At 63.1% G+C, this 22,798-nt stretch carries 11 protein-coding genes and 1 pseudogene; 4 read left to right on the top strand and 8 right to left on the bottom strand.

Features of this window, described 5'->3' with window-relative positions; translation table 11 throughout:
* Window positions 1-86: 86 nt before the first annotated feature.
* The 3 genes from Tam10B_RS10170 to Tam10B_RS10180 all read right to left on the bottom strand — a co-directional run bounded on the left by Tam10B_RS10170 (window position 87) and on the right by Tam10B_RS10180 (window position 7,129).
* Entirely contained in the window at window positions 87-2,441 is a 2,355-nt protein-coding gene (locus tag Tam10B_RS10170) for a YhgE/Pip domain-containing protein (RefSeq protein ID WP_093961138.1), read from the bottom strand.
* On the bottom strand, window positions 2,441-5,308 hold the full coding sequence (locus Tam10B_RS10175) for a YhgE/Pip domain-containing protein (protein WP_093961139.1): 2,868 nt from the start codon (window positions 5,306-5,308) through the stop codon (window positions 2,441-2,443). Before Tam10B_RS10175 ends, Tam10B_RS10170 begins: the two co-directional genes overlap by 1 nt.
* 450 nt (window positions 5,309-5,758) lie before the next feature.
* Window positions 5,759-7,129, bottom strand: a complete 1,371-nt coding sequence (locus Tam10B_RS10180) for an N-acetylglucosamine-6-phosphate deacetylase (RefSeq protein ID WP_408606664.1) — start codon at window positions 7,127-7,129, stop codon at window positions 5,759-5,761.
* 252 nt (window positions 7,130-7,381) lie between these two features.
* Between Tam10B_RS10180 and Tam10B_RS10185 the strand changes: the two genes are divergently transcribed.
* Window positions 7,382-8,269, top strand: a complete 888-nt coding sequence (locus tag Tam10B_RS10185) for a D-hexose-6-phosphate mutarotase (RefSeq protein WP_093961140.1) — start codon at window positions 7,382-7,384, stop codon at window positions 8,267-8,269.
* Between the two features lie 379 nt (window positions 8,270-8,648).
* On the opposite strand, the gene Tam10B_RS10190 is transcribed toward Tam10B_RS10185, so the two are convergent.
* The 5 genes from Tam10B_RS10190 to ilvA all read right to left on the bottom strand — a co-directional run bounded on the left by Tam10B_RS10190 (window position 8,649) and on the right by ilvA (window position 20,705).
* Window positions 8,649-10,361 (bottom strand): alpha-N-arabinofuranosidase, encoded by a 1,713-nt coding sequence (locus Tam10B_RS10190; protein ID WP_233133694.1) that lies wholly within the window; start codon window positions 10,359-10,361, stop codon window positions 8,649-8,651.
* A 572-nt stretch (window positions 10,362-10,933) separates the two neighbouring features.
* Window positions 10,934-11,686: a hypothetical protein gene (locus Tam10B_RS13415; protein WP_198947587.1), complete on the bottom strand. Its 753-nt coding sequence runs from the start codon at window positions 11,684-11,686 to the stop codon at window positions 10,934-10,936.
* A 703-nt stretch (window positions 11,687-12,389) separates the two neighbouring features.
* A complete protein-coding gene (locus Tam10B_RS10205; protein WP_093961142.1) occupies window positions 12,390-14,066 on the bottom strand; it encodes a SpaH/EbpB family LPXTG-anchored major pilin in 1,677 nt (558 codons plus the stop codon).
* Window positions 14,067-14,519: 453 nt separating this feature from the next.
* Entirely contained in the window at window positions 14,520-18,836 is a 4,317-nt protein-coding gene (locus tag Tam10B_RS10210) for a SpaA isopeptide-forming pilin-related protein (RefSeq protein ID WP_093961143.1), read from the bottom strand.
* Window positions 18,837-19,439: 603 nt separating this feature from the next.
* Window positions 19,440-20,705, bottom strand: a complete 1,266-nt coding sequence (ilvA, locus tag Tam10B_RS10215; RefSeq protein WP_093961144.1) for a threonine ammonia-lyase — start codon at window positions 20,703-20,705, stop codon at window positions 19,440-19,442.
* Window positions 20,706-20,897: 192 nt separating this feature from the next.
* Between ilvA and Tam10B_RS10220 the strand changes: the two genes are divergently transcribed.
* The 3 genes and pseudogenes from Tam10B_RS10220 to Tam10B_RS10230 form a co-directional block, all read left to right on the top strand.
* Window positions 20,898-21,296, top strand: a complete 399-nt coding sequence (locus Tam10B_RS10220) for a hypothetical protein (protein ID WP_143248635.1) — start codon at window positions 20,898-20,900, stop codon at window positions 21,294-21,296.
* Window positions 21,297-21,978: 682 nt separating this feature from the next.
* Window positions 21,979-22,092, top strand: a pseudogene (locus tag Tam10B_RS13875) (transposase-like zinc-binding domain-containing protein); the annotation flags it as partial.
* A gap of 36 nt (window positions 22,093-22,128) precedes the next feature.
* The coding region (locus Tam10B_RS10230) for a transposase (RefSeq protein WP_198947588.1) at window positions 22,129-22,798 on the top strand (670 nt) is incomplete at its 3' end.

Genomic DNA, 22,798 nt, shown 5'->3' on the forward strand with positions numbered 1-22,798 from the left:
GGCGCGGGTAAGCGGGCAGCGCTCCTCTCAGTCAGCTGCGCTGACAGCTCCCCTCGGAGAGGGGAGCCAGAGGACGGGAGCCGGAGCTACATGAGCTTAGTGCTTTCGAGGTTGCGGATGATCCAGTCGTTGAGACGGATCACAGGCTTGCGCAGCACGAGACCGAGCAGCAGCGACGGCACAATGAACACGGCGAGCAGCGCGGTCTCCCGCCAGAACTCCGCTCCGAACGCGCCGGCCATGGCCGCATGCATGGCGGCAATGCCGTGCGGGAACGGCAGGAACGGGTAGAGCGCGCGGAACACCGGCGGCAGCGTCTCGATGGGAAACGTGCCGCCCGAACCGGCCACCTGCATCACGAGCAGCACCACCGCGATCGCCTTGCCGATGTCGCCGAACGACAGCGCCAGCGTGTACGTGATGTTGGAGAACACCACCGCCGCCACCTCGCACACCAGCAGGAACTGCATGGGATGCTCGCTCTGGACGCCGAGATAGTAGAGGTCGCCGAGCGCCACGAGCGCCCCCTGCAAGAGCGCAAGCAACATGAAGAACAGGTAGCGCCCAAAATACTGCTGATGCAGACGCAGACGAGGCTCGCCCGTGGCCATCAGCACCTCCTCGCGTCCGCGCTCGCTCATGGCCACCTTCATCATGGCGACGAGGATGATCGACCCCACCCAGATGGCGAGGATCGTGTAGAACGGCGCCATGGCCGAGCCGTAGTTGGCGATATGGTAGACGGCCACACGGTTCACGCTCACCGGCGACGACAGCAGCGCGGCGAGCGCGTCCGGGTCGAGGTTGGCGAGAGTGCCGAGCTGGGAGACCGGAGAGGATGCGTCGTCCGAACCGCCCGAGTTCGAATCCCCCGAACCGTTCTGACCGGAATCTCCCTGTGCCGAATCCGCCGATCCCGCCGAATCCCCGGAAGCTCTGGAACCAGCATTCCCGGTCCCACCAGTAATCCCCGCGATCTGCTTGCTCAGATCATGCATCGTGTTCCCTGCCGAGCCGAGCCGTTCCGACGCCCGGTCGAGGATCTTGCGAATGCCGGCGATCGACGTGTCCGCATCACCGGAGACGCCCTTGAGGTCCTTCACGGTGGCGCTCACGCCGTCGGCCACGCTGCGGGTCTGCGCGCTCACGGTGTCGATGGAGTCGGCGAGCGCGGCGAGTTTCGGCTTGAGTCCGTTGTCGTACGTGGTTTTGACGTCGGTCACGGATTTCTTGGCCGCGGCGATCTGGTTCTTCAGATCGTTGCGTTTGGCGGTGATGTCGCTGTTGGTGCCGTTGATCGTGTCGGCCGCGCCGGAGAGCTGCCCGGCGAGGTCCTTCTGCGCCTTCTGCGCGTTGGTCACGGCGGTGATGGCGTCGTCGAGCGCGGTCTGCACGTCGGACGAACTACCGGAGCCGCCCGCCGCGCCACCCGACCCGGTCGCGCTCTTCATGTCGTTCAGCGCGGCGATCAGCGACTGGTATCCGTCTGCCGCGCCGGAGACCTTGCCGGACAGCGCGGTCAGCTGCTTGCTCGCCGCATCCGACTGCGTGTCAATCGCGTCGAACGCGGTGTCAACCTTGCCGCTCACCGAATCGTAGCTTTTCTCGCTTTGGCTGAGTGCCGATCCCAGCGTATCCGCCGTGCCGTTGAGCGCGTTGTCGAGCGACGTGACGCCGTCCTGCGCCTGCTTCAGCCCGTTCTTCGCGTCCGTGACCGTCTTGCCGGACGAGTCGATCAGGTTCGACGTGGAGTCGATGATGCTCTCGGTCGAGGCGAGCAGTTTGGAGTACGACGCGGTCTGCGCGGACGCGGACGTGAGCTGGTCGCCCATCGCGTCGATGTGCCCGGTGGCGTTGGCCACATAATTCTGCATCTGGTCGCCCTGCGCGTATTTGGCGAGCGTGGTGACCAGGTCGAGGCCCACCTGTCCGATGGTCTTGGCAAACGTGCTGTCGATCTGGTCGGCGATCGTGTCGGCGCCCTCGTCGGTGACGTGCGGTGCGATGGCGTTGATCTTCTCGTTCGTGTAGTACTTGAGTTTCGCGTGCTTCACCTTGGGCGAGAACAGGGTCATCATGTCGGCGCTGAAGTTGCGCGGGATCACAATGGCCGCGTAGTAGTCGCCGGAGCGCACGCCGTCCTCCGCATTGTCGGGGTCGGTGAACACCCAGTCGAGCTGATGGTTGGCGCGCAGCGTGGAGATCACGGTCTCACCCACGTTGATCTTCACGGGGATGAGATCGGACTTGTATCCGGCGTCGGCGCTGGCGACGGCCACCTTCAGACTGGCGGTGTTGTCGTACGGATTCCAGCTGGCGGCGATGTTGAACCACGCGTACAGCGACGGCACGATCACGAGACCCATCGTCACGATCACGCCGATCACGTTGCTGACGGCGTTGCGCACGTCACGCGTGAAGATCTGCAGAATGTTGCGCATCAGAGGGCCGCCTTTCCGTCGTGGTCGGGGGCGTTGCGATCAGGGGCGTTCGTGCCGGGGGCGCTCGTGCCGGAACCGGCCGGACCGGCGGGGCTAATCGGGCCGGTCGTCGAATCGCCGGACGCGCCGACGGCGGTCTTCGGCTGGCCCGGCACGGCGGTTCCGGCCGATCGCAACGCGTCGAACACGTCGTCGTCCGCGCCGGAGGAAGCGGAATCGCCCTCATGCGCGCCGCGATGACGCGTCGGGAAACCGGGAATCGGCAGACCACCCAATCCTCCCAACGCCGGCAGCGGGATATGCAGTCGACGGGACACGGTCGTACGCAGCGAATCGCTGTCCATCGCGCTCATGCCAAGCTGGCGGGCGAAACTCTCGTACGTGTACTCCACCACGATCAGGTAGACATCGATGAGGATGATCGACGTGATCCACGCGGTGAGCATCACAATCTTCGACTCCACGCTGAACATGAGCACCAGGAACACGGCGGGCAGCACCACGATCATCACCAGGCCGGCGCGGATCAGGTACGGGTACAGCTTGAAGAAGCGGTGAGCGCGGCGGCGGATCTGCGGGCGAACCTCGTCCACACCCATGAGCAGCTTGATCACCGACGTGAGCTTGAAACGCTCGTTGAGCATGTTGTTCTTCTCCGCCACCATGAGGTCGGTGGCGCCGAGGCGGCGGTCGAACAGCGCGTTGAGGTTGAGCAGGTACGGGCGGGCGACGAGGCCGAGCAACAGCGCGGCGGCGAGGAACCACAGCAGCGAGCCGAGATCGTGCCAGTAGTGCGAGCCGTACGCGCCGCCGATCGTCTCGCGCATGGCGTTGATGCCGTACGTGAACGGCAGGAACGGGTAGAGACGGCGGAAGAAGTCGGGCATCATCTCGATCGGGTACATGCCGGACGAGCCGGGGATCTGCACGATCACGAGGATCACGGCCACGGCCTTGCCGATGTGCTTAAGTGAGGCGGCGAGCGCGTAGATCACGTTCACGTAGACGAACGAGATCAGTAGGCCGGCGAACACGAACGCGACCGGGTTCTTGCATTGGATGCCGATGATCAGGTCGCCGATCGTGACGATCAGCGCCTGCAGGAGGGCCACGCTCAGCAGCAGCAGGCCGCGGCCGATGTAGGCCTGTGCGGCGTTGACATGGGCGGTGCGGCCGCGGCCACGTCCGGAACCCAGGTTTTCGCGGTCGACTTCGAGCTTGAAGATGGCGATGAGCACGAAGCCGCCCACCCAGAGCGCCAGATTCGTGTAGAACGGGGTGACGGCCGAGCCGTAGTTGGACACGGGATACACGGTGGTGGTGACGAGGTTGACGGGCGAGGCCATGAACGAGCCAGCTTCGGTGGCGTTGAGGTTGAGCTGGGTGTTGAGCTGCTTCCAGATGTCGGAGCTTTCGAGGGCGGCGAGGTCGGTGCGCGTGGTGTCGAGGCCGGTCTTCACGCTGCCGAGGGATTTGCTGGTGTCGGCGAGCGTGGTCTTGGTGCCGTTGAGCGTGGATTTGAGCTGGGCGAGGATGGTCTGCGTCTGGCCGATGGTGGAGTTGAGACCGCCGAGCGTGCCGCCCAGGCTGCCGGTGGTGGCGGAGAACGAGTCCATGGCGGCGAGCAGTGAGGGCATGACGGTGGTGTTGAGGTTGCCGCGCGTGTCGGTGAGTGTGGCGGCGCCGTTCTGGGTGAGGGTGGTGACGCCGTCGGCCATGTTCTGCGTGGCGGTGATGCCGGAGCCGGTGATGGTGGAGGCGCTGGAGGAGAAGTCGTTGGCCTGCTTCTGCTGGTCGGCGAGCTGCTGGTCGAGTTGGTCGAGTCTGTCGAGGATGTTCTGGCGTTGGGTTGCGGGCAGGGCGCTGCCGGCCGGACCGTTGACGGCCTGACGGATGTTGGCCACGGCTTGCTGGCCTTTGGCGAGCGCGCTGTTCTGGCCGCTGACGGCCTGGTCGACGGTGGTCTGCACGTTGGTGAATCCGTCGATGATGCCGCCGGCCGCGTTGTTGGCGGAGACCTGCATGCCACTGAGGTTGCCGGCCGCGGTGCCGAGGGTGGAGTCGAGCGCGTTGGAGAAGTTCAGGGATTCCTTACGGGTTTCACCAAGTGCGCTGTTGGCGTTGGCGAGCGCGGTCTGGGTGGCGTTGAGCTGCTTGGCAAGGCTGGTGAGCGTGGCGCCGGCGTCGTCGAGGGTTTTGACGGAGGCGTCAATGGTGTTGGCGGTGCCGGTCATCGCGTTCTGCGCGTCGGTGAGGTCGGTGCTGGCCTGGTCGAGGTCGGTGTCGATGCTGCTGCGGGCGGTGCTAGCCTTGCCGTTGATCTGCTCGGCGGATTGCTTGACGGCGTTGACGACGGTGCTGGCGACGGTGGAGATGAATGTCTGGTTGATCTGCTCGTCGATGGTGTTGGCGCCGGTGTCGGTGATCTTGGGGGCGATCGCGTTCTTCTTCTCGTTGACGTAGTAGCTGATCTTCGGCTTGCCGGTGCCTTTGATGGTGTTGACGAGCTGGGCGCTGAAGTCCTTGGGGATCACGATGGCGGCATAGTATTCGCCGGATTCCACGCCGATCTTGGCTTGGGATTCGCTGACGAACCGCCAGCCGAGCTGATGGTTGGCCTTGAGCTGCTGTTCCACCTGCTTGCCGGCGTTGAGCTTGCCGACCAGGTCGTTGCTGGTGCCCTGGTCCGCGTTGGCGACGGCCACCTGGATGTTGCCGGTGTTCGAGTACGGGTCCCAGTTGGCGATGATGTTGAACCACGCGTACAGGGAGGGGATGAGCGCGACTCCCAGGGTGATGACGATGGCGACGGGGTTTCTCAGGAGCCGCAGAATGTCTCGCGTGAAGATTCGCCCGATCGTTCGCATTCGCCGCCTCCGAACCGTTCCGGTTTCCGACACGGTCACCGTGCCTCCGGACCGGACGGCCAGAGACCGTGACCGGCCCCATAGTCTGAATCCGAAGACAGTATAGCGCTAGGCTGACCGGGGTGTGAGGCGGGTTCTGCCGTGGGGAGGGGCGGCAGGCGGAGTGCTGCAGGCTCTGGTCAAGGTAGGGCGTGTCAGGGCGAGATCGGGGCAATCTTTGAGTTCTGTGCGGATTCCGGATGCCTGCGGACACCTATCCTCGAGTTCTGTGCGTGCAATAAGAGAAATCCGGAGTATGAAGGTTGGAATTTCAACGTCCATACTCGGACTTTCGCCGTTTTGACGCACAGAACTCGAGGATAGGTGGTTGCGATCGCCCGGAATCCGCACAGAACTCGAAGATTGCTTTGAGACCTTGCCCCATTGGGCGGCACGACGAGGACTTCTGCCCTACTTCATGCGGCGACCGGCGCACCAGACGGCATCGACCTGCCAGCTGGCCGGATCGAGCAGCAGGATGTCGGCGGCGTATCCGGCTGCAAGCAGGCCGATCGGGGCGCCGGTCACCGGGTTCGAGGTGTCGAAACCGAACGCCTTGGCCGGGGTGAGCGTGGCCGCCTCCACCGCGGAGACCGGGTCGATGCCGAGATCGAGCACGGCTCGGCTGACCGCGCGCTCCAGCACGAGCGTGGAACCGGCGATCGCACCGTTCGACACGAGCCGGGCGTGGCCGTGCTCCACGTTCACGTCGAGCGCGCCGAGCAGGTAATGCCCGTCGGGGCAGCCGGTGGCGGCCATCGCATCGGTGACGAACGCGGTGCGGTGGGGCGCGAAGCCGAACGACAGCGCGACCATCGGGTCCTGCACGTGGAAGCCGTCGTTGATCAGCTCAATCGTAACGCGTGGATCCTCCACGGCGGCGGGGATGGGGCCTGGCTTGCGGTGATGCAGGCCGTTCATCGCGTTGAACATGTGGGTCATGATCGTGGCGCCTGCATCGAATGCGCGCTTGGCGGTCTGGTAGTCGGCGGAGCAGTGTCCCACGGCCGGTCGGACCCCGGCCTCCACGAACTGGCGGATCGCGCCGATGCCATGCGGCAGCTCCGGGGCGATGGTGATCTGGCGCAGGCACCCATCGGCGGCTTCGAGGAGCTGATCCACGAGTTCGGGCACTGGGTCACGCAGGCATTCCGGGTCGTGGGCCCCCTTGCGCTCGAGTGCGAGGAACGGCCCTTCGAGGTGTGTGCCGAGGATGTCGGGCCGATCGGGCATGAGCGCGCGAACCGTGCGCAGATTCTCGCAGATCGTGTCGATCGGGTTGGTGATGAGGCTGAGCACCTGGCGCGTGGTGCCGTGCATCATGTGGCCGGCACGGGCCGCGGCAATGCCGTCCGGGCCGTCGTCGAATGAGGCGCCCCAGGCGCCATGCGCGTGGATGTCCACGTAGCCGGGGGTCATGATCGCGCCATGCGCGTCGATGATGGGCAGGCTGAGGCTGCCGGAGGGCTGGCCACCGGCCGCCGCTGCGGATGCTCCGGCCTCGGACGTCTCGGTCGCTTCGGTCTCCACCGCCGCCACCGCCCGTGCGAACGCGCCCGCCATGTCCTCAGTGCCGCCGACCTCCACGTCGATCTCCGCACCCTCGGCCGCGATCACGCCGTTTCGCACCACCAACCAGTAGTGGTCCTGCACACCGCGCGCATCGACCTTGCGCGCGTTGCGGATCGCGAACGATCCGGCCGGCTGCGCGAATGCGTCATTGATGCGTTCGACCGCCTGCGTTCTGGATGAGTCCATGGTTTCGATAGTCTCAGATTCCATAGCTTTCTGTGCCACCTTGCTTATGCCTGTATCTGTTTGTGTGCCTGTGCTCCGACAGATTCACGGCTACCCTGCCGAAATTTGTCTGATGTCTGACATTATACGCGGAGCTCAACCTCCCTACATACAAGAACCCGATTCCCGCATTTCGCCGAGACAAGCCCCGCCAAACAGACCCCGACCCGCCAAGCCTGATTCACGATCACTCCGACACGGAAAATCCCCTCATACCCCCGCGGATATACTGACCCCATGAACGATTGCTTTATCTCACGCGATTTCGTCAACGACGACTCCACTGCAACCATCACCGACTACGGCGCACACGTGCTGGAGTGGGCCCCCGCGGGCCAGTCCGGCGTGCTGTGGCACCCCAAGGCCGTGTATTTCTCCAAGGGAACCGCCATCCGCGGCGGCATCCCCGTCATCTTCCCCTGGTTCAACTCCGGATTCGCCGACGGTCACGTCGCCGCCAAGAAGCCCAAGCACGGCTTCGGTCGCATCTCGTTCTGGCATTACGACGAGGCGGCAAGCACCGACTCGTTCGCGCGCTACACTCTCGATTCCACCGACGCCGACCCCGAATGGCTCGCCACGCTCAGCGGCTCCGCCGAGCACCCGGCCGCGTTCCACGCCGTATACGAGGTTCGCTGTGGCGCGGAATTCCAAGCTTCGCTGACCATCACGAACGACGGCAACGAACCGTTCACCTATGAATCGGCACTGCATACCTACCTCAGCATCGGCGACATCGAGCACGTACAGGTGGCTGGTCTGGAAGGCGCAAAGTTCCTCGACACCACGCTCGACGGCGACCCCGAATGCACACAGCCCGATGAGCCGATCACCTTCGACGGCAGCATGGTCGACCGTATCTATTTCGCCGGCGGTGAGAGCGGCCACGACACGGTTCGCGTGATCGACGAGCGACTCGGCCGCACGATCGTGGTCACCAAGAGCGGATCGAAGAACACCGTGGTCTGGAACCCCGGCGAAGCGGCCGGCAACGGGATCGGCGACATGGCGGCCGGCGAGTGGCACGGATTCGTCTGCGTGGAGGCGGCCAACTGCCGCGCCAACGCCACCACGCTCGCACCCGGCGAATCCGCTACGCTGAGCCAGACGCTCCGGGTGGAGTAGCGGGAATCCGCATCACCTACGCAGCAAGGCAGATCGGCGTTCAGGTTTTCGGGGTTGCACCGATGCGGTGTATCACGGCATCACGGGTACGTGGACGCCTCTCTTTGCCACCTATCTTCAAGTTCTGAAGTATTTTGAGGCTTTTGCGGACATCAATCTCCAAGTTCTGAAGTACACGCAGCGTAAATCCGAAGTACGGATACTGCAATTCCAACGCCCATACTCCGGGTTCCCGTCATGGGGACTTCAGAACTTGGAGATAGGTGTCTGCAAGGTTGTGAAATCACTTCAGGACTTAGAGATTGCCCCTCGCAGGCACTCAGCTCGCCCGCGAACCGGCCCGCGGGAATGATTCTTAATGTGGAACCGTTCGCGCGGCTCAGCGGGCGAGATGCAGCACGGTCCAGGAGACCGGCGGCAGGGTGACGTGGACGGATGCGCGATCATCGTCCGTCTCCACATGCGCGGTCGGATTCGACTGCAGGGTCACGTGGTTCTGATCGTCGATCGTGTTGCGGGCGTTAATGTCGTCGTCGTGCAGGGTGCGGGCATCAACGCTCACTCCGGCAACGGTTCCGGCCTTGTCCTCGCGCAGCCACGACTCGGGGATCGGGATCGTCAGATCGACCGACGAATCCAGCGAACGGTTCGTCACGAACACGGCGAGCGAGCCATCGGCACAGCGGACGGTCACCGAATCGATCATCGGCACGTCGCCGTATGCGGCTGTGGTCACGGTCGGACCATCCGTGCGGGATTCGAGCACGGTGCCACCCTTGGCGAGCGCGGCCACGGCGGCGAACGGGTGGAAGATGGTCTGACGCCATGCCGGACCTCCCGGCTCGGTCATGATCGGCGCGATCACGTTGACCAGTTGGGCGAGCGAGGCCGCGTGCACACGATCGGCGTTCCTCAGCAGCGTGATGAGCAGGTCGCCCACCACCACGGCGTCGAGCGCACTGTACTGATCCTCAAGCAGGCGCGGTGCGACCGGCCAGTTGCCGATGCCTTCGGGCGTGCGGCTCGCTTCCTCGCCCGCGTACCACACGTTCCACTCGTCGAACGAGATCGCCACGTTGTGTGTGCTCTTGCGCTGCGCCTTGACCGCGTCGATCACGGAGCCCACGTCCTTGATGAACCCGTCCATGTCCACGCCGGACGCGAGGAAGCTAGAGATGTCGCCGTTCACCGGCTTGTAGTAGGCGTGGCAGGAGACGAAGTCGACCAGATCGTAGGTGTGCTCAAGTACGGTCCGCTCCCATTCGCCGAATGTGGGCATGCCGTGCGAGCTCGAGCCGCACACCACGAGTTCCAGATCCGGGTCGATCTGCCGCATGCCGCGCGCCACGTCGGCTGCGAGCACGCCGTAGTCGTGCGCGGACTTGTGGCCGAGCTGCCACGGGCCGTCCATCTCGTTGCCGAGGCACCACATGCGGATGCTGAACGGCTTTTCGCGACCGTTCGCGCGGCGGGCGTCGGAGAGCGTGGTGCCGCCAGGGATGTTGGCGTATTCGAGCAAGTCGAGGGCCTCCTGGAGTCCGCGGGTGCCGAGGTTGATGGCTTCCATGAGTTCGGGGGCGGTTGGGGTTGGTGTGGCAGCGGAGGAAACGTCAGGAGCCTCGGTTGATTCGGCGGTAGTTGCGGAGGTGTCGTTGATCTCGGCGACGCCGGGCTCGCCGCCCTTCTCCCCTACCTTTTCCAGCCATTCGGCCATCTCATGCAGACCGAATGCGTTGGTTTCGGTGGAATGCCAGGCCAGATCGAGTCGGCGCGGACGCTGGTCGCGCGGGCCCACACCGTCCTCCCAACGGTAGCCGGAGACGAAGTTGCCGCCGGGATAGCGTACGGCGGTCACGCCGAGTTCGCGCACCAAGTCGATGACGTCCTGGCGGAATCCGTGCTCGTCGGCCGTGGGATGGTCGGGTTCGCAGATGCCTGTGTATACGCAACGGCCCAAGTGTTCGACGAACGAGCCGAAAATGCGGCGATTGACGGGCGCGACGGCGAAGTATGGGTTGATGGTGATGGTGGCCGGGGCGGCTGGTTTGGCTGAGTGGGTGGAACTGGACGGGTTGGCTGACTGCTGTGTCATGGTTCCTCGATTCTCTCGTGCTCATGTGAGCGCGAACGTAGGATTAAGCCTACTCGCGGCGGGGCACAGATACTCGACATACATGCGGTTTTGGATAAAGGCACTCTGGACAGGCGGGCTTCATCGCACGGCCGACTGTTCTGGGCGGGAGGATCTGCTCATGTTCTCGTCGAGGTCGGTCCCACATGACCTATCTGCCATTCGGTAGGTGGTTCAGACTCCCCGCAGGGGTCTATCCCCCGTTGAGTAGGTTCTTGCCAAAGTAGATCACCGGCCAAGGCCCCTCAGCAACACTGTTTTAAGAGAAATAAATGATAGTTTTCGCCAAGACTCTATGGATAATAACCGGTCGGGGGTGGGCCGCTACTTTGCGAAGGACCTACCGAACGAGGGTTAGGTCCGTGCAAGCCCCTCGAACAACCTAGCGAACGGCAGATAGATCATGGCGACGCCGGTAAGGCCGCGAACCGGGCGGCAGGAAGCGGACGGATGCAAAGATGAGAATGAGGAAAGGAGACGGCCCGGGGCCTTGAACCGGAAGAACGGTGATTGCCCGAAGGCCGTCTGAGGAGCTACTGGCGAGGGGTGAGGCGGGAGCGGAGGAGGGCGAGGTCGTCCTCGAGACGCTGCATATGGCGGAGTTGCTGGCGGAGGAGGGCTTCCATAGTGTCGATGCGTCGGTTGAGAGCGGCCAGGTTCGCATCCCGGGCCGAAGAGGCGGCGGACTCGAGTCCCGGGGGCCGGCCGGTACCCTGCTTGGAGCCGGAGACCGCGCAATCTGCGGAGGAGGCGCCGGAGGGACGCGCGGCTTCCGTCGGGCGCGGCGCCCAATAGGCGGGGTCATCCGGCGTGAGAACCGGGGAGTCGAACGCATTGCAGCGCAGCGGATATCCATCCTCCACAGCGGCATCCTCAAACACGGCGTCAAAGGAAGGATCCTCGCTCGCGAACCACTCGGATGTTGAGACGGCATCACGCTCAGGAAGAACGGTCCGGATCGCAGTATCGTCGGCACACTCGGCAACGGATGTTGACTCATCAGTCTGGGACGCAGAGCCCTGTTCGCCGGCGTGCAGAGCTTCATACCTGACGGCACGACTGCGCCAGCGGGCCACGCAGCGTTCGATGCGTTTGCGTCCGATGATCGAGGGGCCAAGACCGGCGGCGCGGAAGATGCGCGTGGGCGAATCGCCCGCAGCGCAACGCTTGACCACGTAGTTCTTGAACGCATCGTTGTAGTAGATTCGACCGCTCATCACGGATTCGACGGCGGGCAGCGTTTCCAGATATGCCTTGGTCTCTGCGTCGAGTTCCTTGCCGGCCATGATTCCGACTCCTCTCAGTAGGGGGATTGATTCGGGGGTATTGGCCCCGTAGAACGAAAAATGGCCTGATCGCGGCCGCAAGTGCGGCGCAGTCAGACCATGACCCTTCTGCTTCGAACGCTGCTCTCGAAGTGGGCGGGTGATGTTTGTTTTTTTGGGAGGCTGTGGGGAAGGACATGGGGACAAGGAGCGTCGCCAGATGTTCGACCCCTCCCTCAGTCGCGCTTTGCGCGCCAGCTCCCTCCCTTGGAGGGAGCACACAGGGAAGGAAGCCCCGGACGGAAGTATCTTCACCAGTCACCTGATGAGGGGGGTTCTCCCTCCGAGGGAGGGAGATGTCACGGCGAGTGCCGTGACAGAGGGAGGGATTCGATTCCGACCAGCCCACATTGACCAACCAGCCCGGACCGGCTCCCCTTGACCCCCACATCGTCCTTGCCGACCACCGGTCGCTGCGGACAATCATTCCTTGGCTTGGGTCGAGCGTCGGAATGAGTTCTGACGGAGAAGGGGAGGGAGATTGCGGGTGGATGGCATCGAAGCCCTCCCTCAGTCCGGCCCTGCGGCCGGACAGCTCCCTCCCCGGGAGGGAGCACGAAGGAGGAGGGCCTTCACGTGGAAGGAATCGGCGACGGGTGAAGGACGTCGATTCCCTCCTCGTGTTGTGACTCCCTCATGCCGAGGGAGTCACGGAGTCGCGGGCTCAGGCGTTGAGCAGGCGACGGGTGCGGGTGGACTTGGCGTACACCGCGGCACCGGCGCCGGCGAGCAGAGCGCCCACAGCCACGAACAGCGCGATGCCAGCGGCACCGGTGACCGGCAGCTGGGTGAGGCTCTTCACGTTCTCCACGGTCACGGTCGAAGTGTTGCCGTCGGAGACAAGACCCAGCAGATCACTAGTCACGGTATAGGCCGGATTCGCCTTTGCATCGTTACCGGTGCCGGAGATATTGGCGTCAATCTTGACATCGAAGGTCAGACCAACGCTGACATAGCCGTCAGGAGCCGCGATCTCCTTGATGGTGTAGGAACCGGCGTCCAGTCCCTTGAAGGAGACCAGACCATTCTTACCGGTAGTGAACACGCCATCAGCCTCGGTCTTGGCTCCGTCAGCGGTCGGCTCGCCGCCGAGCTCAACCCAACGAGCCGGAGTCTCGCCAGCAGCGGCAACGTAACCGAGCCACTTTCCAGAGGTCTTATCCTGAATGGCGAACTTGGCGCCCTGCAGCACAGCAACGGTCGTACGATCAACCTTCTTCAGGTTGTAGTCGAAGTTGAACACCTTGACCGGGGTACCGGGGATTTCGTCCTTCTTCTCGTTGTCGGACGGATCGTTCGGGTACACGATGGACGGAGAGTTGGGCGCACCCTGATCGCCGATAGTGCCGGTCACCGTGGCCGAGTAGGTGATCGTCACCTTCGCGCCTACCAGATCGGTCTTGTCGAACAGGGACTTCTCATCGGCAGTACCATCGAAGCCCTGGGACTGAATGTACGAGCTCAGGTCCACGGTGAAGGTCTTGCTGGCGGCATCAAATCCGGTGACCGTGTACTGGTCAGAGTTCAGAGTGGTCTCACCAACCTTGACGGTGAGGGTACCGGTCTTGTATGCCAGTGGAGCATTGTCCGCGAACTTATCCTTCACCTGGAAGGTGTAGCCCTGAACCTTGTAACCAACGTAGTTCGGGATCTTCGTGGTAATGGTGTAGGTGGCGTCCTTGCCGATGGCGACGGTCTGGTCATCGACAGCCTTGTCGACGGTGGCGGTCTGGTTCTTCACGTTGATCGTGCCGGCGGACACGACGGTGCCATCAGACAGCGTCCACGGGGTGCCGACGAGAATGGCCAGCGACTTGGAAGACTTGTCATTCACGGCGTTCTGATCGACAATCAGCCAGTAGCCGACTTCACCCAGATTGAACGTGGCGGTCGCGCCATTCATCTGCGGATCAACTGTCTTCTGGTCTGCAGCGGTGGACTGGGCAAGAGCATCGGCGAACTTGCGGGTCACACCAGTGGCGCCATAGAACGGGCTGGCGCCCGAGGTATCCAGCTTGTTGTTGCTGATGGCCCACTGGAGGTAGTCGGAACTCTCAGCCGGAACGTCATTGACACCAGCAGCTTCAAGAGCAGACTTCACCAGGGCATTCATGGCCGACGAGGCGACCAGCACCTGAGCACCGGTGGAGACATCGTACTTGCCGATCTTCACGGCCTTATAAGTGTGGCCGTCGAACTGAACGGCGTTTTCGGCGTTCATGGTGATTGTCGTGTCGGTCGGCAGTACCTCGTCGGCCGAAGCGGTGGTGGCGCCGAGGGCCAGGCCGCTGAGCAGGGTGGCCGCGGCGGCTACTCCTGCGAAAAGCTTCCTCATCTTCATGAGAAACCTCTCTTTCTTCCTTGTTGTTGTGGTTGTTCTGCAACCGCGGAGGCCGAGACCCCATTGGAGGCCTCCGCGATCCGCAAATCTTGAATCTCTTGAGTTATATGGAGCGTGATGCTCCGGGGCGCTCCCCTCTGTCCGACGGAGTCGGACATCTCCCCTCCGTGGGGAGGGGAGACGAGAAGGACAGTGTTGAGTTATGTGGGGCGTGATGCCCCGGGTCTCTCCTCTGTTTGGCGAGGCCAGACATCTCCCCTCCCCTGGAGGGGAGACCAAGGAGGGGGACGTGTTTGGTTGTGGAGGGTGGTTGACTTGTAGCCCTCCCCTCTGTCTGGCGGGGCCAGACATCTCCCCTCCCTTGGAGGGGAGACCAGGCACCTCATCCGTCCGGCTTGGCCGGACACCTTCCCCTCGAGGGGAAGGGAGAGGACTTGGGCCGAAGCGATTTATTTAGAGGGCGCCTCCTAGCTGCGCGTCTTGTCGGCGCTTCCAGAGGCGGTAGGTGCCGCCGCCCAGGGCCCCGGCCAGAGCCAGCGCGGCGCCGAGAAGCAGCCAGTCGCGGGCCGTCCTTCCACCGGTGAGCGGCAGGGTCGACACGTTGACGGTGTGGGTGTTGGTGAAGTCGGACACCAGCACGCCGTTCCACTTGCCCTCCGAGTCGGCCTTCACCTCGACTCCGCCGCCCAGCAGACCCGGCTCGTTGCCCGAGTCGTTCAGCAGCCTCGTGAGCTTCGGCGTGGCCTTCAGCCCCTCGCCCGCCTTGTAGGTGACGGTGATGTCGAGCTGGTACTTGGCCTTGGAGTAGCGGATCATGTTCTTCGTACCGCCCGAACCGGCCTCACCATCGCCCGAACCGCCGCCCGCACCCGACGAGTCAGCACCGGCGCCGAGCTCCTGCACGATGTAGCTGTAAGTGACCGTGCGCACACCCTCGCCATCGGCCTTCACGCCCTTGATGTCGTTCCAGTTGAACGAGAACGTGCCGAACGTGTCCGAATTGACCAGACCGTTACCCTTGTCGCCGCCGTTCGCGCCCGGCTTCGAGATCGTCACCGTGCACGACGTCGCCGCAGAACCACCGTCCGAAGAACCGGCTGCAGCACCAGCACCGGCATCGCCCAACTCCACCGACGGCTTCACGCATACATCAACCGGCGCCTCCGAAGTCCCCGCGCCACCGGTCGGCAGCGGTGCTGCACCGGCACCCTTCGTCTCGACCTCCGACGCATCCAACCGGAACTTGAAGCTCACGCCCTCCGGCCACGTCGGCTCCAAACCATCCACGGTCTTCCTCACCGCGGCGGTCGCAGTCGTCGGCTCCGGCGTATCGGCCACCTGCACCATCGCGGAACCGGTGACCAGCGAACTCAGCCGCTTATCGCCCAGCTCCACACGACCCACGCTCTTCTCCGCGCCCTTCGGCGCAGCATCCTGCGTCGTGGACGGCATCAGATAACCGGTATCCGCCACGTACACAAGGTTGCCGTCGCCGGTCTGCGGACCGTACTCCTGCACCACGTTGCCGTCGGCCACCGAACCGTATGTCACGCCGATCGTCGTGTCCTTCGCTGCGCCCGTCGTCTTCACGGCACCGTCGGCCACACGCGCGGTCTGCACGTCGGTCAGCGACGTATCCTCGGCCTTGTCGTCATCCGTCTTCGTATACAGATGCGGAGTCATCCGCAACCAGGTCAGCGTGCTGTCGACCGTCGGCGAACTGCCGTACGTGTTCATGGTCTTGACGAGGTTGCCCACGCCACGCACCACCTTCACGCCGTCATCCTTCTCACCGGCGTTCACGAACACACCCCACTGGTTGATCACGACCTCCACGACCTTGTCGCTGGCCGTGTAACCCTTGGGCGCCTTGGTCTCCACGATGTAATACGTGACACTCGCATCATTGCCGTCACTGGTCGACCCACCGGACAGTTTCACGCCCGCGCTGTTCGGGAACGTGCCGGATCCGTTGAAGCGCGGTTCGGTCACGCCGGCCGCGTTCACGTCCTTGGCTGAACCGGACTTCGTATGATCGGCCGTGGTCAGCGAGTCGACGGGTGTGCACGTGTTCTGCACCATCTGCACTGCGCTGGTCTTCCCATCCGCGGAAGCCGTCGCCGAGCAGTCGCCGTCCTTGCGATAGATCCTGAACTCCGCCCCGTTCAACGGCGTCTCGTCCTGATCCACCTTCTGCACCGACACCGTGTTGCGGATGTTCGACACGTACAGCATCACGGCGAACGTGCGCTTGAACGCGCTGTCGGAGTTGGTGTCCGTCTCGTCGGTGTTTTCCAGCAGATACGTGTTGTTCGCGTTCACGCCCGCGTTCGTGTCGGACTTCGACCAGTAGTAGCCGACGGAGTACTTTGCCGCGTTCTCGTCGCCGTTCCAGTAGTAGTAGTCGCGGATGTCGCCCGGCAGATCCTCGAGCATCACGTCGTAGCTGCCGCTCGACGACAGACGGAACTTGTGCGGACTGTTCTGGAACGCCTCCATCACAGCCTTCATATCGGAGTCGCCGCCCTGGCTCTCCGCGGCTGTGGTCTTCCACCCGTCGATCTGATCGCCGTAGATGCCACGCCATTTGTCGTTGGCGTCCTTCTGGAACACGACGGCGAACAGCGTTCCGTCCTTCACCTTGTCGGCGTCCAGATGATGCTTCTTGCCGCTCTTGTCGGTGTAGTACAGATTGCTTTCGTCGGGCGCGCTGACCTGCACCTGCGCCATGGCGAGCGAACCCGTGTCCCACGCGTTGCCGTCACTGCTCGACGTGCTGGGATCGCTGACGAGCACGCCGGAGTCGCTGGCACTGCCGACGGGCGACGGATTCGTCTGATACAGCAGATGCATGTCGCCGGCCTTGCGATAGCCGTCCGGCACGGTGGTCTCCGACAGGATGAAATGATTGCCGTGCTCCTGGGCGATGACGTCCATGAACACCGGCTCGCCGTCGGACGGATCTACGAGGTTCAGATGACCGTTGTCGTCGGTGGTGCCGGCCGCCACGACCTCGTCCTTCTTCGAGTACTTGTCGTCGCTCGCGTACAGCGTGAAGCCGGCACCCGGAACGGCGTTGCCCTCCTGGTCGATCTTGATGACGTTGCTCTCCGGCGCGGTGACGAGGTTGAAGCGCAGACTCATGTCCGAGTCCGTCCAGCCGCGTTCCATGTAGTAGAACTTCAGCGTGTGGTAGGTGTTGTCGGCGAACTTATCGCCGTCCCACGAGGTGGAACCCAGTCGATCCGCCGCTGCGAACGCCTCCCTGAGTGTGGTGGTCTCGACCGGGCTGACCACCTGATTCTTGTTGTTCAGCACGGCACGCTCGATCTTGCCGGTACTGAAGTCGATCTTCAGCGAGGAACTGTCGTGGATACCACCCAGATCACCGACGAGCACGTCGTCGATGAACACCCACACGTCGTCGTCGCCGGAGAACTCGTAGGTCACGGGCGTGGTCGGATCAACCACCGTATGACCGCCGTTCTTCTGCACGAAACGACTGCTCATGGTCAGACCAAGATAGTGGTTGAGTCGCGGATCACGCGAAGTGACGCTTCCGTCGTATACCAGATGACCGTCACTATCCGTCACCGGCTTGGTGCCGTTGTCGGTAGTCTTGAACACTTCCGCAGCCGTGTTGAGCGGGAAGAACTGGCCGGGCGCTGTGTTGTTTCCCGACATCACGGCCTTGGCATCGTACAGACGGAACGAATTGCTCGTCTTGTCGTAGGACGCGAAGTTCTGCTGACTGTTGTACGTGTAGTAGCCGTCGATGAGCTGGAACAGGCCCCTCACACCCGTGTACGAACGCTTGCCGTCCTGCGCGGACGTGTCGAACAGGTACGACAGCGATTCGTCCCGCACGAGACCGGTGACGTTGTGATCGGCGCTGTCGTCCTTCTTGAGCTTCGGGTAGCCGTCCACCAGTGTGTTGTAGACCATGCCGGAGCGGTAGGGGCCGTAGCTTTTGCCGGCCGGTGCCATCCAGCTGTTGTGCAGTTTGTACTGGTCCTGCGAATACGGGTAGCTGGGGTCCTTGTGCGCCTCGCGGTTGAAGTGCAGCTGGTGGCCGTTGTTGATGCTGCCGGTCCAGTACGGGTAGGCTCCGTCGATCGCCCGATACTGACCGTCGGACGCGTCCTCGGCATCCCACCAGTAGTCGAACAGATTCGTGGTGGTGCCGCTCGGGTTCTCCACGTCCTCGGTAACGATGTGCTTGTCGAAGATGCTGTTGTCGACGGCGGTGGCCGGACGCTTGCAGTGCAGTTTGGACTGATAGTCGGCCACAGTAGTGCAGTCGATCAGGTCGGCGTCGGTCGCGGACGAGGATGCGGCGGCGGAATCAGCGGAATCGGCGGACTGGGAGTCGGCTTCATCGGAGGACTGCGAATCGTCGCTCTGGGTGGTCTGTGCATCGGTGCCGGAGGCGGAGGCGGCATCGGAATTTGCGCCGCCGTCGGTGCTCTGCGAATGGTCGGCGTCGGCGGACGCATTGCCGGAAGAGGCATCGGCGTTCGGGGATGCGGAATTAGAGGACTGCGAATCGGACTTCGCATCGGTGGAAGCGGATTCGCCAGATGTCTTGGCATCGGTCGAACCGGACTTGGCGGAATCGTCGGAGGTCGCGCCAGCGGTTGCGGACGGAACAGCGTCAGTCGATGCGGACGATGCGGCACTGGGCGAGGTAGTCGACGCCGACGAGGCAGATGAGGATTCCGACGAGGTGGCGGCTGAGGCGGTATCGACGGCCGCCAGGGATCCGAGCATGCACACGGCCGCCGTCGCGGCAGCGACGGAACGCAGGGAATGCCCGATCAGAGGGCTCCAAAACCGGAGACCCCCCCCCGCGAATACTTCGGCAACCTCATGCTCAACTCTCTCCTTCCGGCATGCCACCGGGACGTCCACGCAATGTTCCCGATACGACGCAGCGAATTCATCAGCATTGCCGCATCATTGGGCCACATACCCTCGCATACGAGGTAAGTGTACCCACCATACAAGATTTTCGGGGGCATATTTCACAAAACGATTCAAACGTTTCAACCGTTGCAATGATTGATATACACCCCTATTACCAGACATAGACCCCCTACTTATAAAGGGGTATAGGGGTGGTCTCGAGATCTGAAGGGGGAAATTAGAGAGCGCTCACTTAATTGAAATATCGGCGCCGCGATCATCATTGACCGTCATTTATATGCGCATACGCGTTTGGCGATGCCGAGAGCCGCAAAAATCGGCAGCACCCCCCATCATCCACCCTTTGCAAAGATGTATCACATTATGAAACGCCCGCATCCATACAAAAAACGGGACCAGGCACAGGCCTGATCCCGAATATCGACTAATCGATCGTACGAATACGCGTCAGTACACGCGACGGGGCTGGAAGCCGGCGGCGCGCAGGGCGGCGAGGATCCTGTCAATATGATCCGGACCGTTCGTCTCCACCGTCACACCCAGCGACACGGCGTTCGTGTAATGGCCGGACGCCTTGAACTGGTCGTGATCCAGCTGGATCACGTTCGCGCGCTGCTCGGCCAGCAGCGTGGCCACCTTCACCAGCTGACCCGGCGTATCCGGCAGTTCCACCTCGAAGTTCATGATGCGACCACGCGCGATCATGCCCTTCTGGATCACCGCGCCGATCGTCACCGTATCGATGTTGCCGCCGGACATGATCGGCACCACCACATGCGGGCCGGGAGCCGACGCGAACTTGCGCGAACGCAGGTTCAGATGCTCGAGCGCAGCCAGCGACACCGCACCGGCGGCCTCCACCACCAGCTTATGCTTCTCCAGCATGAGCAGGATCATCTCATTGATGTCGCGCTCGGTGACCGTCACCAGATCGTCAAGGAACTCGTTGAGCAGCGCGAACGTCAGATCGCCCGGATGCTTCACCGCCACGCCCTCCGCGGACGTAACCACCTGCTCGGCCTCAACCACATGACCGGCACGGAACGAATTCAGGAACGCGGGGCTGCCCTCCGGGATCGCGCCGATCACGCGCACCTCCGGACGGAACGTCTTGATCGCGAGCGCCACGCCGGCGCCCAGACCGCCGCCGCCCAGCGGGACCACCACGTCGGTCACGTCCGGCACGTCCTCGAGGATCTCCAGGCCGATCGTGCCCTGACCACACACCACCTCGTAGTCGTCGAACGGCGGCACGAAGATCATGCCCTGCTCGTCGCTCAGCTTCTGCGCGTAGGCGGCGGCCTCGTCGAACACGTCGCCGTGCAGCACCACGTCGGCGCCGTACGCCTTGGTGGCGTCCACCTTGAGCGGCGGGGTGATCTGCGGCATGCAGATCGTGGCCTTGGCTCCGCGCTCGCGGGCGGCGTACGCCACGCCCTGCGCATGGTTGCCGGCGGACGCGGTCACGATGCCGCGGGCCAGCTCCTCGTCGCTGAGCGAGGCGATCTTGTTGTAGGCGCCGCGAATCTTGAACGAGCCGGTGACCTGCAGGTTCTCCGGCTTGAGGAGAATCTTGTGGCCGGTCATGTCGGACAGAACGGGGGATTCAATGATGCGGGTGTGGCGAGCCGTGCCCTTGAGTCGCTTCGCCGCGAGCTTCAATTCCTCGGCATGGTCGCGCTGCAGATTCTTGATGACGTCTTTCTGATCCATGAATGTCAATCTTAAGAGGCTGTCTCAACAAGCGGGAAGTCGGGACGCGAGGCGTTCCGGCATGCGGGCATCCGGATTTTTTCAACAAAACGTAACGCGGCATTCAGATTCGTAAGCGAACTTGGCCATATTCGCACACTAGATTCGGCATTGAGAATTAAGGGAAGTGAAATCGACATGATGAGCATGGGCATGAGTATGGGCAAAGAGATGGAAGCGGACGGCATGATCTTCTCCAGGGAACCGCAGAGGCCGGCGGTGAAGGACGCTACGGACAGGCACGGCGAGCAGCACGGCATCGAGCACGGGAACAGCGGTCGCGGCGCCGGCGGCACTGGCACTCATGGTATGCATCGGGTAAGGGCGAGGATCGCGGCCATTCTGGTCGGCGCCGGCGCAGCGCTCGCCATGCTGCTGTCGCCTGCGCTGGCTCTGGCCGCCGAGGCCACCGGCAATGTCGTTTCCGATCGCACGCCGCTTACCGGCATGGACATGCTCAGCGTGGTCGGGCTGATGGCCGTGATGGTGGCGGTGGGTGCGTGCATCATCCTCCACCGCACGCATTCCGATAACTCCTCGAACATAAAGTAGGGCTTTCCGCTACTTTCATGGCTTTTCATGGCTCCCCTCCCGGGGAGGGGAGCTGTCAGCACAGCTGACTGAGGGGAGGGATCAGATCCCGCAACGACCCAAAACACACACCACGCGCAGCCAATCCGCCCCCACGCATCCTCTTAGGCATCCCCAACAACCAATCCCATCTGGCTCCGCACATAATGACGATCTACGACCGCATTTTTCTGCTTGCCTGTTGACTCCATCACCTCATCAGTCAGGCTACGCCTGACAGCTTCCCCTCAAGGGGAAGCCAAGTTTTCAACCAATCCGTCATCTGGCCCTATCCCCCGATTTAGAGGTCCTCCTTCATATAGGCATAGGGCCGCATAAGGTCCCGGAAGACAGCTTTCTTGCCGAAGCAATGCAATATTGCAGATCCGCGAGTGTAAGAGCGTGACCTCTGGTTTTCCAAGAACCTCCAAATCAATGGATAGCTCTCTGCATGCACCCGTGACAACGTTCCAACTGCGAGATAGGTCCGCAAAAGACGGTGATGGCATAAAAAATGCCGCCCTTCGACGAACTCGGGGTTAAGTAAAGAAACGTGGGTCTTAAATCCGGGGCGAGGTGTTCTCCTGTCTTGCGTGTCGGGGTGTGATTAACGGTTTGGTTGTTAATCCGGCCGGGTGCTTGACTTTTCGGGTTGGCTTGTTCCATGAGCAGGAACAAGTCCTCGAAGGCGAGAAGATGCCCGGTGTGCAATGAGCCGATGCGCAAGAAGGGATTCACGAGGGCCGGGGCGCAGCGTTGGAGGTGCGATGCGTGCCGGCTGAGCTCGACCATGAGACGGGAGGACCGGGCGCGCATGGCGGAGTTCCGTGCGTTCCTCTCATGGGTGACCGGCAAGCAGTCCATGGGCGAGGCCGCGGCCCGGCTCGGGATCACCCGGCAGGCGTTCGCCACCCGCATCGCGTGGTGCTGGAGGGTGGAGCCGACCCTTCCGTCCGTTTCGCGCTCCCACCGGTATGTGATGGCGGACGGCACGTACGTGCCCTATGGCTGGTGCCTGCTGGTCCTGACCGGCGACGACGGCCGGCCGGTGAGGTGGCAGTGGTGCTCCACGGAGACGAAGCCGGCCTACCTGCAGCTGTTCCACGGGGTGAAGGGGCCGGGATTGCTGGTGTGCGACGGCGGCCAAGGCTGCCTGGCGGCCGCCGCGCAACGCTGGAAGGACGCTGCCGTGCAGCGGTGCCTCGTGCACGTGCTGCGCAACACGCGCGTCGATCTGACGAACAACCCCAAGAGCGAGGCGGGAAGGAAGCTGCTCAAGCTCGCCCGCGGGCTCACCAAGGTGAAAACCGCGGACGAGGCCGCCGCATGGCTCGCCGATCTCAACGCGTGGCACGGGGAGCACGGGGATTACCTCAAGGAGAGAACCACCGCCAAACAGGATCCCATGCATGCGAGGGGCCGTAAATGGTGGTGGACGCACGAACGCCTGCGCCGCGCCTACTTCCGGCTCGTCAGGCTCAACC

This window comes from Bifidobacterium vansinderenii (genome assembly GCF_002234915.1).
In the GTDB taxonomy this organism is placed as follows: Bacteria; Actinomycetota; Actinomycetes; order Actinomycetales; family Bifidobacteriaceae; genus Galliscardovia; species Galliscardovia vansinderenii.